General features: G+C 73.0%; 11 protein-coding genes and 1 pseudogene. 9 read left to right on the plus strand and 3 right to left on the minus strand.

Annotated features, from left to right (window positions below; genetic code table 11):
• Window positions 1-220, plus strand: a pseudogene (locus ACP56T_RS12545) (ISAs1 family transposase); the annotation flags it as partial.
• A gap of 149 nt (window positions 221-369) precedes the next feature.
• Here ACP56T_RS12545 and ACP56T_RS12550 read toward each other — a convergent pair.
• Window positions 370-1068, minus strand: a complete 699-nt coding sequence (locus ACP56T_RS12550) for a GntR family transcriptional regulator (protein ID WP_430912456.1) — start codon at window positions 1066-1068, stop codon at window positions 370-372.
• Between the two features lie 132 nt (window positions 1069-1200).
• On the opposite strand from ACP56T_RS12550, the gene mdcA reads away from it, so the two are divergent.
• The 7 genes from mdcA (at window position 1201) to ACP56T_RS12585 (ending at window position 7390) form a co-directional block, all read left to right on the plus strand.
• The gene (gene mdcA / locus ACP56T_RS12555; protein WP_430912457.1) at window positions 1201-2883 is read left to right on the plus strand and encodes a malonate decarboxylase subunit alpha; all 1683 of its coding nucleotides are present in this window, start codon (window positions 1201-1203) and stop codon (window positions 2881-2883) included.
• Between the two features lie 140 nt (window positions 2884-3023).
• On the plus strand, window positions 3024-3338 hold the full coding sequence (mdcC, locus tag ACP56T_RS12560) for a malonate decarboxylase acyl carrier protein (protein WP_430912458.1): 315 nt from the start codon (window positions 3024-3026) through the stop codon (window positions 3336-3338).
• A complete protein-coding gene (locus ACP56T_RS12565) occupies window positions 3335-4249 on the plus strand; it encodes a biotin-independent malonate decarboxylase subunit beta (RefSeq protein WP_430912459.1) in 915 nt (304 codons plus the stop codon). The genes mdcC and ACP56T_RS12565 overlap by 4 nt, the downstream gene beginning before the upstream one ends.
• Window positions 4236-4952 (plus strand): biotin-independent malonate decarboxylase subunit gamma, encoded by a 717-nt coding sequence (gene mdcE / locus ACP56T_RS12570; RefSeq protein ID WP_430912460.1) that lies wholly within the window; start codon window positions 4236-4238, stop codon window positions 4950-4952. The genes ACP56T_RS12565 and mdcE overlap by 14 nt, the downstream gene beginning before the upstream one ends.
• Complete coding sequence (mdcG, locus tag ACP56T_RS12575) at window positions 4945-5604, plus strand: malonate decarboxylase holo-[acyl-carrier-protein] synthase (protein ID WP_430912461.1); 660 nt, start codon at window positions 4945-4947, stop codon at window positions 5602-5604. The genes mdcE and mdcG overlap by 8 nt, the downstream gene beginning before the upstream one ends.
• Complete coding sequence (mdcB, locus tag ACP56T_RS12580; RefSeq protein WP_430912462.1) at window positions 5601-6464, plus strand: triphosphoribosyl-dephospho-CoA synthase MdcB; 864 nt, start codon at window positions 5601-5603, stop codon at window positions 6462-6464. Before mdcG ends, mdcB begins: the two co-directional genes overlap by 4 nt.
• Window positions 6461-7390 (plus strand): acyltransferase domain-containing protein, encoded by a 930-nt coding sequence (locus tag ACP56T_RS12585; RefSeq protein WP_430912463.1) that lies wholly within the window; start codon window positions 6461-6463, stop codon window positions 7388-7390. The genes mdcB and ACP56T_RS12585 overlap by 4 nt, the downstream gene beginning before the upstream one ends.
• Here the strand turns inward: ACP56T_RS12585 and ACP56T_RS12590 are convergent.
• Entirely contained in the window at window positions 7387-10947 is a 3561-nt protein-coding gene (locus tag ACP56T_RS12590; protein ID WP_430912464.1) for an AsmA-like C-terminal region-containing protein, read from the minus strand. The two genes, ACP56T_RS12585 and ACP56T_RS12590, sit on opposite strands and share 4 nt — an antisense overlap.
• 116 nt (window positions 10948-11063) lie before the next feature.
• A complete protein-coding gene (locus ACP56T_RS12595) occupies window positions 11064-11447 on the minus strand; it encodes a hypothetical protein (protein ID WP_430912465.1) in 384 nt (127 codons plus the stop codon).
• Here ACP56T_RS12595 and ACP56T_RS12600 point away from each other — a divergent pair.
• Window positions 11446-13803 carry an ATP-dependent helicase gene (locus ACP56T_RS12600; protein WP_430912466.1) on the plus strand — a complete coding sequence of 786 codons (2358 nt, stop codon included), beginning with the start codon at window positions 11446-11448 and terminating at the stop codon, window positions 13801-13803. The genes ACP56T_RS12595 and ACP56T_RS12600 overlap by 2 nt on opposite strands.
• The last annotated feature ends 68 nt before the right edge of the window (window positions 13804-13871 follow it).

The raw sequence follows: 13871 nt of genomic DNA on the forward strand, positions 1-13871 counted from the left end.
GGGGATCGAGAACCACCTCCACTGGACGCTGGACGTCGTCTTCCACGAGGACGATGCGCGATCGAGAAAGAACTATGGCCCGGAGAATCTCGCCCTGCTCCGCCGCCTCGCGCGCAACATCTTGGCGTCACACCCGTCCGACCTGCCCATCCGCAAGAAGATGAAGCACGCCGCGTGGAGCAAAGACTATCTCTTCAATCTCTTTACTCATGTGCGATAGCCCTGCCCTCTGCGGGGAGGGATCGAGGGTGGGGGTGGCGCAGACGGCACCGCACCGATCTCTCCGGCACCACCCCCACCTCCAGCTCCTCCCCGCAAAGGGGGAGGAGGGCGCCGTCCGCCGCCCGCGCGACCATCGGCAGAAGCGTCTCACCCCCCCGCATGCTCGGCGATGTAGTGACCCAGCGCGCCGGCCGCGTTGAGCATGTGCGCGCGCATCCGCCGGGCCGCCGCCTCTCCGTCGCCTTCCGCCATGGCCGCGAGGATCTGGGCGTGCTCCGCATGCGAGCCGGCGAGCCGGTTGCCGTGGCGGAGTTGCGTCCGCCGGAAGGCCGAGAGCTTGGCGCGCAGCGCCAGCGCCTGCTCGGCCAGGAAGGCGTTGTGGGTGGCGGCGTAGATCACCTCGTGGAAGGCGCGGTTCAGGGCGTCGTAGGAATCGTAGTCCCCCGCCGCCGAGAGCGGCCCGGCCTGCCCGTGCAGGTCGATCAGGCGGCTGCGCTCCAGCGGCGTCATCCGGTAGGTGGCGAGCCGGGCGCAGGTGGCCTCCATCTCGGCGGAGGTCTCGAACATGTCCATGATCCGCTCCGGCGTCAGGCGCGTGACCACGGCCCCCCGGCGCGGACGCAGCTCCACCAGGCCGCCGAAGGCGAGCTGGCGGAGCGCGTCCCGCACCGGCGTACGCGAGGCGCCGAAGCGCGTGGCGATGTCCTGCTCGTCCAGCGCCGTGCCGGCGGCGAGCGCGCCAGAGGCGATGGCGTCGGTGAGCGCGTTGCGGATCTGGTCCGAGAGCAGCCCGCGCCCGTCGCCCTCCTCGGGATCCTGCGGATCTGCGAACCTCGTGCTCGGCATCGCGTTTCGCTTTCCTTTACGTATCCTAATCTCGCACAAAGTGGCTTTTTCGTATACGCAAGATTGACAGAGCGAGCCAATGAATACAAAACTCGCGAGACTGAGCGCCCAGGTATGATGGAGAGGCAGCCGATGGCCGCATCGCGGCAACTTGGGCGCCAACACTGGCGGCAGGAGCGCACCGCCCGCGACGAGCGGATCGCGGCGGCCCGCCCCCTCGCCGACGGCAAGGTCGTATCCGCCAAGGATGCCGTCGCCCTGCTGGAGGCCGTGCTGCGCCCCGGCGACCGGGTCTGCCTGGAGGGCGACAACCAGAAGCAGGCCGATTGCCTCGCCCGCGCGCTCTCGGGCTGCGATCCGGCCCGCGTGCACGACCTGCACATGGTCCAGTCCGGCATCGTGCTGCCCGAGCATCTCGACATCTTCGAGCAGGGCATCGCCAAGCGGCTGGACTATTCCTATTCCGGCCCGCAGGGCGCGCGCATCGCCAGGATGCTGTTCGGCGGCCAGATCGCGCTCGGCGCGGTGCACACCTATCTCGAACTCTTCGCGCGCTACTTCATCGACCTGACGCCGAACGTGGCGCTCATCGCCGGCGTCTCGGCCGACCGCGAGGGCAACCTCTACACGGGGCCCAACACCGAAGACACGCCCACCGTGGTGGAGGCGACCGCCTTCAAGAACGGCGTGGTGATCGCGCAGGTCAACCGGATCGTCGACAAGGTGCCGCGCGTCGACATCCCCGGCGACCGCGTGGATTTCGTGGTCGAGGCCGACACGCCCTTCTATGTCGAGCCGCTCTTCACCCGCGATCCGGCGGCGATGACCGAGACGCAGATCCTGATGGCCATGATGGCGATCAAGGGGATCTACGCCGAATACGGCATCACGCGGCTCAACCACGGCATCGGCTTCGGCACCGCCGCCATCGAGCTGCTGCTCCCGACCTACGCGGAAAAGCTCGGGCTCAAGCAAAAGATCGCGACGCATTGGGCGCTGAACCCGCACCCGACGCTGATCCCGGCTATCGAGTCGGGCTGGGTGAGCCAGGTGCATTGCTTCGGCTCGGAAGTCGGCATGGACCGCTACATCCGCGAGCGGCCGGACGTGTTCTTCACGGGCATCGACGGGTCGCTCCGCTCCAATCGCGCCTTCTGCCAGACGGCCGGGCTCTATGCCTGCGACCTCTTCATCGGCGCGACGCTCCAGATCGACCTCGCCGGGCACTCCTCCACCGTCACCGCCTCTCGGGTGGCGGGCTTCGGCGGCGCGCCGAACATGGGCTCGGACCCGCATGGCCGCCGCCACCCGTCGCAGACCTGGATGAAGGCCGGCCACGAGGCGGCGCAGCGCGAGGGCGGCGCCGGAAACCCGGCCCTGCGGCGCGGCCGCAAGCTCGTGGTGCAGATCGTCGAGACCTTCGGCGACAAGCTCTCCCCCACCTTCGTGGAAAAGCTCGATGCGCTGGAACTCGCGCGCAAGCTCGATCTCGAACTCGCGCCGGTGATGATCTACGGCGACGACGTCACCCACATCGTCACCGAGGAAGGCATCGCCAACCTCCTGCTCTGCCGCGACGCGGACGAGCGCGAGCAGGCGATCCGGGGCGTCGCCGGCTATACCGATGTCGGACGCGGACGCGACCGGGCGATGGTCCAGCGCCTGCGCGAGCGGAAAATCATCCGCCGGCCGGAGGATCTCGGCATCGAGCCCCTCGACGCCGACCGTTCGTTGCTCGCCGCGCGCTCGATCAAGGATCTCGTGCACTGGTCGAGCGGCCTCTACGAGCCGCCGCCCCGCTTCCGCAACTGGTGAGTTACTTCCCCTCCCCCTTGCGGGGAGGGGCAGGGGTGGGGGTGGTGCCGGAACGAGCGCCACGGTTCCTTCTGAACCACCCCCATCTCCAACTCCTCCCCGCAAGGGGGAGGAGAGTCGCATCGAGACGAGTGTTCGGCATGGAAAACCTGACCTTCCGCCACACCACGAAGACGCCGCTGCCCGGCGCGAAGCCCCTCGCCATCATCGGCGTGGTCGCCTCCGGCAATCTCGAGGTGCTCCTAGAGCGCGTGCTGCCGGCGACGGAATGCACGGTGGAGATCGCCACGCCGATTGCCGGCTACGCAGATGTCTGGGAGGCCGTGGTGACCGATTTCGTCGCCCGCGCCGCGCCGGGGGGCCTGCGCATCAGCATCAACGACGGCGGCGCCCGGCCGGACACCGTGTCGCTGCGCCTGCTCCAGGGTGCTCGCCTGATGGAGGACGCCGCGTGATCGCCGCCGATCCGCGCGCCTTGAGCTGGTACGAGGCCAGCGCCCGCCAGCGCGTCGCGGCGCTGCTCGATGCCGGCTCGTTCCGGGAAGTCCTCGGCCCGGCCGAGCGCCGCATGAGCCCGCATCTGCCGCTCTTCGACCTGCCGCGCGCCTTCGACGACGGCATCGTCGTCGGCGGCGGCACGCTCAACGGCAGACGCGTGCTCGTCGCCGCGCAGGAGGGCCGCTTCATGGGCGGCGCCTTCGGCGAGGTCCACGGCGCCAAGCTCGTCGGGCTTTTGCGCGCGGCGCCGGGCGTGAAGCCCGAAGCCGTGCTGATCCTGTTCGACACCGGCGGCGTGCGCTTGCAGGAGGCCAATGCCGGCGAGACCGCCATCGCCGAGACCATGCGCGCCATCGCGGATTGCCGTGCCGCCGGCATCCCGGTGATCGGCCTGATCGGCGGCCGCGCCGGCTGCTACGGCGGCGGCGGCCTCATCGCCGGCACCTGCTCGGGGCTCGCCGTCAGCGAGAGCGGGCGCATCAGCGTCTCGGGCCCCGAGGTGATCGAGACCAACAAGGGCGCCGAGGAATTCGATTCCCGCGACCGGGCATTGGTCTGGCGCACCATGGGCGGCAAGCACCGCTACCTCATCGGCGGCGCCGACGCCTTCGCGGAGGACACCCCGGCAGCCTTCCGCGATGCCGCGCTGGCCCTCATCGGACAGGCCCCTGCCTTCGACCTCGCCGTGATGGAGGCCGAGCAGGCAAGGCTCGAAGCGCGGCTGACCCGCTTCGGCGACGCCAGGGACGGCCACGACGTCTGGGCGAGCCTAGGGATCAACGACCCCGACGCCGTGCCGTCCATGACCACGGACGACTTCCGCGCCGTGGCCGATCCTCGCCGGGAGGCCGCTCGTGACGCTCGCTGAGATCCTCGCCTCGCTGTTTCCCGAGGGCCATTCCGTGACGACGGATGGCGGGCTGGTGCTCGGACACGGGCCGTTCGGGACGGGGCGCCTTCAGGTCGTCGGCATCGACGGCGATACCGCGCTCGGCATCGAGGGCGCGCTGGCGCTCGCGGGCCGTGTCCTCGCGATCCTGCGCGAGCATCCGGGCGAGCCCATCCTGGTGGCGATCGATTCCGACAGTCAGCGCATGAGCCGGCGCGACGAGCTTTTGGGCCTCAACGAGTACCTCGCCCATCTCGCCAAGGCGCTGCTGCTGGCCGACCGGCGCGGCCACCCGACCGTCGGCCTGATCTACGGACATTCGGCGGCCGGCGCCTTCATCGCCACGGCGCTCGCCACCCGCGTGCTCGCGGCCCTTCCGGGAGCCTCGCCCAGCGTCATGGACCTGCCCTCCGTCGCCCGCGTCACCAAGCTGCCGCTGGCGACCCTCGAGGAGATGGCGAAATCCACCGCCGTCTTCGCGCCGGGCCTCGACAACATGGTCGCGGCAGGCGCGGTCCATGCCGTGCTCGACCCTGAGAAGCCGCTGGGTCCGCAGGTGCAGGCGCTCGTCGCCGGCCTGCCGGACGGCGACATCCGCGACCGGCTCGGCGCCGAGCGCGGCGGACGCCCCGTGGCGCGGGAGGTGGCCGAGCGGGTGATGCGCGGAGCGGCCGGTGGCTGAGGCGGCGCTCGCCCGCCACGACCTCGTCGATCCCGACCCCGCCGCCTGGACGGCACTGCTGGCCGGGCGCCCCGATCTCGCGGGCCTGCCGCATCTGTCCGGCTGGGCCGCCGCCGGGCGCCCGCTCGTCGTGCGCCGCCGCCATCCGGGGGAAGCGCCGGACGCGGTGCCCCTCGGCCTGCCGCTGCCGCCTGCCGACGGCAAGCGGCGCATCGGCTTGTCGCTGCCGCGCGGGTCCGTCTCCCGCCGGACGCCACCGTCCCTCGATGCCCTGCGCACCGCCGCGCCAGACTTCTGGCGGCCGACCCTCGATGCGCTCGACGCCCTCGCCCGCTCCCACGGCATCGCTTGCCGGGCGTTCGGCTCGCTGCTCTGGCAGGGGCTGACCGGCCTGCCCTATCTCTCGGCGGCCTCCGATCTCGACCTGCTCTGGTTCGCCGGATCGGTACCCCGCGCCTTCCTCGACGGGATCGCCCGCATCGAGGCCACGGCAGCCATGCGCATCGACGGCGAGCTGGTGCTGCCGGACGGCGCCGGGATCAACTGGCGCGAGCTGCACGGCGCGGCTCCCTGCGCGGAGGTGCTCGCCAAGCATCTCGACCGACTGGAGATGCGGGCCGCCGCTCCCCTTTTCCACGGGGCCGCCGCATGAGCGCCGCCGCCCTTTCCCGCGCGTCCGGTACCGCCGGGACCCACTCGGCCGACGAGATCGCCGGGCTCGCCGCCCTCGCCCTCACCCTCGAACTCGAGACCTATCCGAAACCGGGCCTCGTCAGCACGGTCGACAGCGGCAGCCATGCGGACATGGACGCCGACAGCTTCCGCGCCAGCACGCGGGCGCTGCGGCCGTTCTTCCGGGCGCTCGCGGAGGCCGGGGCGGCGGGCGCGCGGATGGGCGAGCTGCGCCGCATCGGCCTCGACGCGGAGGCCGCCATGCGCGCGGCGACGGGGGGCGTGAACACCCATCGCGGCGCGATCTTCGGTCTCGGCCTGCTGGTCTCGGCGGCGGGCGCGCTGGTCCGGGACGGTCTCTCGCCGGGACCGGGAAGCCTGGGAGGGCTCGTCCGCGACAGGCATGCGCGGGACATCCTCGCCGGGCCGGTGCTGCTGCATGCTCCCGGCGCGACGGCGCGGCGGCGCTACGGAGCCGGGGGGGCTCCCGCCGAGGCGGCGGCAGGCTTTCCGACGCTCTACCGGATCGGGTTGCCGGCGCTGCGCCGGGCGCGGCTCCTGCGGCCGGACGAGCCGGAGGCGGCGCGGGTCGAGACCTGCCTGGCCCTCGTCGCGCATCTCGAGGATACCAACCTCCTGCATCGCGGCGGCGCGGAGGGCCTTTGCTTCGCGCGGAACGCCGCCGCCGTGTTCCTCACCGAGGGCGGCATCGCGCGAGCGGACTGGCGGGCGCGGGCGGAACGGATGCATCGCGATTTCGTCGCTCGGCGCCTGTCGCCCGGAGGCGCCGCCGATCTCCTCGCGATGACGCTGTTCGTCGACGCCGTGGAACGGCCATGAGCCTCGCCGTCCTGCTCTCCGGCCAGGGCGGCCAGCACGCGGGCATGTTCGCGCTCACGCAAGCCCTGGACGCGGCGCAGCCGGTCTTCGCGGCGGCGGCAACGCTCCTCGGGGGCACCGATCCGCGCGACCTCGTCCGGGCGGGAGGCCCCGCCCTCCACGGGAACCGGACCGGGCAGATCCTCTGCTGCGTCGCGGCCCTCTCCGCCTGGGAGATGCTGCGGCCCGTCCTGCCCTCGCGCTCCATCCTGGCCGGCTACAGCATCGGCGACCTCGCCGCCTGGGGCTGCGCCGGCCGGCTCCCCCCCGAGACGGTCCTGCGCCTCGCCGCCGCCCGCGCGGAGGCCATGGACGCGGCCTCCGGGGACGGATTCGGGCTGGCCGGCATTCGCGGGCTCTCCGGGGAGCGGGCGGGCGCGCTCGCCGAGGCCGAGGGCTGCCATGTCGCCATCCGCAACGCGCCCGACAGCGTCGTGGTCGGAGGGCCCGCCGATGCCCTCGGCCGTCTCGTCGCGGCGGCGACGGCGGCAGGCGCGCAGCGGGCCGTCCTGCTGCCGGTGCACACGCCCTCTCACACCCCCGTCCTCGCCGCCGCGACGGACCGCTTTCGCGAGGTGCTGGGCGCGACCGCCTTCCAGCGTCCCCCTCCGGGAGCGCCGCGCCTGCTCTCCGGGCTCGACGGGGCGGCGGTGTTCGACGCCAGGGCCGGGGCGGAAAAACTCGCGCGGCAGATCTCGGAGACGATCGACTGGGCGGCCTGCCTCGGCGCCTGCCGGGAATACGGCGCCACGACCTGCCTCGAACTCGGCCCCGGCCACGCCCTCGCGACCATGGCGCGGACCGCAATGCCGGACGCCCGCGTCCACGCGCTGGAGGATTTCCGCTCCGGCGACGGCCTTCGCGCCTGGATCGGGAGCGCGACCTAAGGCTGCGCGGCGGGGGGGCGGATGTCGAGCGGCGCGGCGCCCTCGGCTTCCGGCGTCGGAGCTGGGGACGTCTCGCGGGCGCGGCGGGCGGCCTCCTCGGCGGCCTGCTGGGCCTTGAGCTTCGCCTGACGGGCGGCCTCCTCGGCGGCGGCCCTGTCGGCGGCGGCCTTGAGGGCGGCGGCGCGGGCCCTGTCCATCTCGATGCGCGCCCGGCGGCGCTGGCGCTCGGCCTGATCGATCTCCAGAAGCTCGATCTTCTCGAGCTCGCGCTGGAGCACCAGGGCGGCGAGCCCGCTCACCAGCGGCGTGGTGTCGAGGCTGCGCTCGGGGGCGGAGAGCGGACCGCTGAAGCCGAGCTGGACGGCTGGCGGGCCGCCGCTCCAGCCCTTCGGCGCGGCGCCGGCGGTGAGCGTGCCGCGCGCATCGAGCCGCCCGTCGCGGAAATCGTAGCCCACGCTGCCGGTCCAGCGCGCCGGGGCGAGGTCGAGATCGAGGGGGCCGGCGCGCATCACCCCGCCGACGAGGGTCGCGGGCGCCTTGGCGGCGGCCTCCGCACCGGCGCCGGCCTTGGCGAACTCCTCGTTCGTCAGCGCCTGGAGCCGCCCCTCGCGCAGGGGATCGTCGTCGGCGAGCGCGCGGGTCAGCGCCCGCTCGATGCCGCCGGGATCGGCCCCCGGCAGGGTGAGATGCGACAGCGCGATCTCGCCGCTGCCGGCGAGGTTGCCGACGAGCGCCGCCGGGCTGTCCCCCGAGGCGCCGAAGCGGACGCTCGCGCCGAGCCGCCCGGCGATCGGGCTGCCGTCTGCGAGCGCCGGGATCGAGGCGTCGCTCACCGCGACGTCCCCCGACAGCGTGGCGCCGCTGCCCTGGCGGGCGATGGACACCGAGCCGGTGAGACGCCCCTCGGCGAATTTGCCGGCAAAATTCGAGAGGCTCATCGCGCCGTCGTCGAGTCCGAGCCTGAAGGCGCTTCCGGTGGCGACGAGGCCCCGGCCGAGATCGAGAGTGGCGACACGCAGGTCGAGATCGAGGCGCGGGCCGGGCTTCGGCGCCGGGCCGAAGCGGGCGGGGGACCAGCCGCCCTTCCCATCCGCCGCGCGCGCCGCGGACGGCACCACCAGCGCAGCGGCGAGCTGCGGCAGCGAGAGCCGCTCCACCGAGGCGCTTCCACCGATGCCGCCATCGCCGCCGCGCGCGAGCCGCGCCTCCACGGCGGCGCCGGCGACGGTTCCGGCGATGTCGGCGCGCGCGGCCCCGCCGTCGCGGGAGAGGATGGCGGTCAGAGCCGCCGGCCATGCGCCGGACGGGAGCGCGGCCGCGCCCGCCAGCCGCAGGAACGGGCCGATATCGGCGCCGGACAGGGTGATCTCGCCGCCGAGCGGGGGCTCGTCATCGGCCCCGAGCAGGATCGGCGCCTTCGTCGCCAGCGCCGTCCCGGCGAGGGTGCCGGAGACCTGGAGGGCCAAGGGAGCGGTCTGGGGCGAAGTCTTGCCGGGATCCGTGGCGCGGGCGCCGCGAAGGCGCAGCTCCGCCGGCCGGTCGAGCCCGGCCATGTCCTCGCGGCCGAACCAGAGGCCGGCGCGCGGGGTCGAGAGGGCGATGTCCGCCGTCTCGACGCGGCCGGCCTTCGTGGTGAGGGCGGCGTCGAGGGGGCCGCCGGCGGCGGTGCCCTTGGCCGAGGTGCGCAAGGTCTCGCCCTGGCGCTCGACCGTGACCGCGAGATCGAGGGCGCCCGCGCGCAGGAAGCCCGGCACGAGGCGCGATTCCGCCACCCAGACCCGGTCGAGCAGCGCCGCCAGGGGCGCGGCCACCGGGGCGGTGAGGCGTCCGGTGATGCGGCCCGAGCCGTCCGGCGCGATGCGGCCGGACAGGCTGGCATTGGCTCCGGCGAGGTTGGCGACCTCCAGGCTGTCGACGGCGAGCGCCGGACCGTCCGACTGCACCCGCGCGGTGATGGTGCCGTTGCCCGAGCGCACGCCCGCCGGGCCGTAGCGCACGTCGCGGGCCTCGACGGTCAACCCGATGTCGCGCCCCTCCAGGCTCGCGAGCGCCGTGCCGAAGGAGGGCAGCGTGGCGATGTCGATGGCGCGCGCGGCGAGCTGCGCGTCGAAGCGGGGGCGGCCGCCTGCCTCGCCCGGCGCGTAGCGCGCGCTGCCGGTGACGCGGGCCTCGCCGAGGGCGAGCCGCAGGGTGCGCAGGGAATAGCTCTCGGGCGCGGCCGAGATCTCCGCGCTCGCCTGGAGGGGGCGCCCGTCCATGAGCGCCAGCACCGGGCCCTCGGCGCCGAGCTTGCGCAGGTAGCGGCCGACCCCGTCGGAGACCGCCGCCTCGATCGACAGGCTGCCGTTGAAGCGCGGGGCGGGTTCGGTATCCACGTCGCCGCTCACCGACAGCGCCGCCGCCCCCGGCGCCGTGGCGCCGAGCCGGCGCAGCAGCAGGCCGCCCGAGCGGTCGAAGGTGCCCGACGCCTTGAGGTTCGACCACTCGTCGAGGCCGAGCGCGACGCTCTCCACCGCGAGGTCGAGATCGAGCATCACCGGCAGGCGGCCCTTCGGCAGCCCGCGCGCGAAGAGTGCCTGGCCGGCGCCCGAGAGCAGGAAGGCGTCGAGATCGACCCGGCGCGCCTCGAGGTTGAGGCCCGCGCGCCAGGCCTGCAGGTCGATCTGGCCGGTGCCGGCGAGCCGGATCGCCTGCCCGCCGGGATCGATCTCGGCGTTCACGCTCTCGAAGCGGGCGAGCGTGCCCTTCGCCTTGAACTTGCCGCCGAGGGAGAACGGGAGATAGGCGCCGGCGGCCTGGGTCGGCGGACCGACCACGAGCCGGGCGGCCCCCTCCGCCTCCGGCATCCGCAGATCGCCGCCGGACGCTCCGGCCTGCGGCTTGACCGGCACGAGGGCGAGGCGCGCATCCGCCTCGAAGCGCGGATGGGCGTCGCCCCCGCCCGAGACCTTCACGAGCAGGCTTCCGTCGGCGCCGGGCTCTCCGGTAGCGAGACGGAACGGCACGCCGCCGCTCGTCCCCTCGATGCGCCAGGGACCGACCAGGGCCGGCGCCTGAACGCGCAGGGCAGCCGCCTGGAACTGGTCGGTGCGGCCCGTGGCCGGCACCAGGGTCGTCAGGAGGAACTGCTGGATCTCCAGATCCTCGATGGCGAGGTCGCGCTGGCGCAAGGCCGCCTCGACGCCGGGCGGCACCGGCACCGCCTCGGATTCGGAGACCGGCAGCCGGACCTCCGCCCGTCCGATCCGGGTCTGGGTGAAGCGGAACTCGCCCTTGAGGAGCGGCGCCAGCGCCAGCTCGGCCTTGATGAAATGGGCGTCGAGGGAGGGCTTTCCCGGTTCGTCGTCGAGATGGAGCCGGTCGATGCGCAGGCGCGGCGAGGGCAGGAGCCGCACCTCGATGCGCCCTTCCGTGCGGGCCTCCAGCGACAGGGAACGGCCGATCGCGCGGTCCACGAGGTCGCGCCGCCCCTCCCAGCCGATGAAGGGCGGCACGGCGAGCGCCGCCAGGAGGATCAGGATGACGGCCCCCGCCAGGGCGGTCAGGATGTCGCGCACCGTGTCGGTTTCCGCCTCAGGCGAGGCGGCCGGTCATGCGCCGGACGCCCCTGACCGCTTCATGCAGGGCGGCACCCGGCTCCACAAGGCGTTTCGGGACACGATCCGAAACGGACTCAGCGCGGCGGGGCGATGATGACGGGCCCGGTGGGCGGGGGCGCGGATTGCTGGGCCCGCTGCTGGTTCATGCGGATGAGGTTGTTATCGGAGGTCTGCTGCTGTTGCAGGCTCCGCATCTCGCCCTGGCGTGCGAGCGATTCGTTGATGCGGTTGAGGTTCGAGGTCGGGCTCTGGGCCAGGGCCGGCAGGCTCGCGCCGAGCATCAGGGCCGGACCGATCAGGAGGAAGGCGGGCTTGCGCATCGCGGGTCTCGTGGATGTGTCGCGCTCGTAATAGCACCGGGACGACGCGCCGACGCGGGCCGGAGTTCCCTCGGGCACCATGCCGACATGGCTTCCACCCTCGACGCCGTTCGCCTTTTGGTCCAGTGAAGGCGCCATGCAGAACCCCTCCGACACGAGGGCGGCGCGCGCGTCCCACGAGGATGGCGCGGGAGCCGCCTCCCCCTCCATCGCCGCCCGCGCCATGGCCTCCCTTCGCGGCCCCGGCGCCGGCTATCTCGACGGGCTGAACCCCGAGCAGCGCCGCGCCGTCGAGACCACGGAAGGGCCGGTGCTGGTGCTGGCCGGGGCCGGCACGGGCAAGACCCGCGTCCTCACGACGCGGATCGCGCATCTCATCGCCACGGGGAAGGCGCGGCCCTTCGACATCCTGGCCGTGACCTTCACCAACAAGGCCGCGCGCGAGATGAAGCTGCGCATCGGCACGCTCGTCGGCCCGGCGGCCGAGGGCATGCCCTGGCTCGGCACCTTCCACGCCATCGGCACCAAGATCCTGCGCCGCCATGCCGAGCTGGTCGGGCTGAAATCCGACTTCACCATCCTCGGCACCGACGACCAGCTCCGGCTGATGAAGCAGGTCATCCTCGACCAGAACATCGACGAGAAGCGCTGGCCCGCCCGCGCGCTGGGCAGCGCCATCGACGGCTGGAAGAACCGCGGCCTCGGTCCCGAGCAGGTGCCGCCGGGCGAGTCAGGCGCCTTCGCCTTCGGCAAGGGCGGCGCGCTCTACACCGCCTACCAGGCCCGGCTCGCGACCCTCAACGCGGTGGATTTCGGCGACCTGCTGCTGCTCTGCCTGAAGCTGTTCCGCGAGCACGCGGACATCCTCGCCAACTACCAGAGCCGCTTCCGCTACATCCTCGTGGACGAGTACCAGGACACCAACGTCGCCCAGTATCTCTGGCTGCGGCTGCTGGCGCAGGGGCACAGGAACGTCGCCTGCGTCGGCGACGACGACCAGTCGATCTACGGCTGGCGCGGCGCCGAGGTCGACAACATCCTGCGCTTCGAGCACGACTTCCCCGGCGCCGTGGTGGTGCGGCTGGAGCGCAACTACCGCTCCACCGGCCATATCCTCGCCGCCGCCTCGGGCCTGATCGCCAAAAACGAGAGCCGGCTCGGCAAGACCCTTCGGACGGAGGACGTGCCGGGCGAGCGCGTCACCGTCTCGGGCGCCTGGGATTCGGAGGAGGAGGCGCGGCTCCTCGGCGAATCCATCGAGTCGCTCCAGGCGAAGCAGCATCCGCTCTCCGAGATCGCCGTGCTGGTGCGCATCTCGGCCCAGATGCGCGAGATCGAGGACCGCTTCGTCCAGCTCGGATTGCCCTACCGGGTCATCGGCGGCCCGCGCTTCTACGAGCGGGCCGAGATCCGAGACGCGCTGGCCTACCTGCGCGTCACCGCCAACCCCGCCCACGACCTCGCCTTCGAGCGCATCGTCAACGTGCCCAAGCGCGGCCTGGGCGACGCGACGCTCCAGACGCTGCACGGCTACGCCCGCTCCATGCAGGTGCCGCTGCTCGCCGCCGCGCGAAAACTGATCGAGACCGACGAGTTGAAGCCGAAGGTCCGCTCGACCCTGCGCGGGCTGGTCGAGAGCTTCTCCCGCTGGGCCAAGGCCATCGAGACGACGAACCATTCCGAGCTGGCCCAGACCATCCTGGAGGAATCCGGCTACACCGACATGTGGCAGAAGGACCGCTCGGCGGACGCGGCCGGGCGGCTCGAGAACCTCAAGGAGTTCGTGCGCTCCATGGAGGAGTTCCCGGACCTCGCCGCCTTCCTCGAGCACGTCTCCCTGGTCATGGAGGCGAGCGAGACGGAAGGGGCCGAGCGCGTCTCGCTGATGACGCTGCATGCGGCCAAGGGGCTCGAATTCGACACCGTGTTCCTGCCCGGCTGGGAGGACGGCCTGTTTCCCAACCAGCGCGCCCTGGACGAGAGCGGCCGCGCCGGCCTGGAGGAGGAGCGCCGCCTCGCCCATGTCGGCCTGACGCGGGCGAGGAAGCGCGCCAAGCTGTCCTTCGCCGTCAACCGGCGCATCCACGGGATGTGGTCCTCCACGATCCCCTCGCGCTTCATCGACGAGTTGCCGCCGGAGAGCGTCGACGTGATCGAGGCGCCGGCGCATTTCTCGGCGGGCGCCTCGCGCTTCGACCGCAACCCGGCCCCCTTCGGCTCCTCCTACGGCACCCCCGGCTGGCAGCGGGCGCAGGCCAATAGCGGCGGCCGTCCGGCCTCGTCGCCCTCGCGCTCCGCCGGCCCGCGCCAGATCGAGGGCGAGCTCGTGGCCCGCTCGTCGGGGGCCCCGTCCGCCTTCTCGGACGGGATGCGCGTGTTCCACACCAAGTTCGGGCCGGGCACGGTGTCGGGAATCGACGGCAACAAGCTCACCGTTGACTTCGACAAGGCCGGCCGCAAGATGGTGCTCGACAGCTTCGTCCAGCAGGCGTGAGCTGTCCCGCCGGCCGAGCCCCGACCTTCCAGGGCAATAGGCCGGCCGGCATCGCCCTTGCCGGCGAG

This window comes from Methylobacterium endophyticum, assembly GCF_050591105.1.
Classification (GTDB): Bacteria; Pseudomonadota; Alphaproteobacteria; order Rhizobiales; family Beijerinckiaceae; genus Methylobacterium.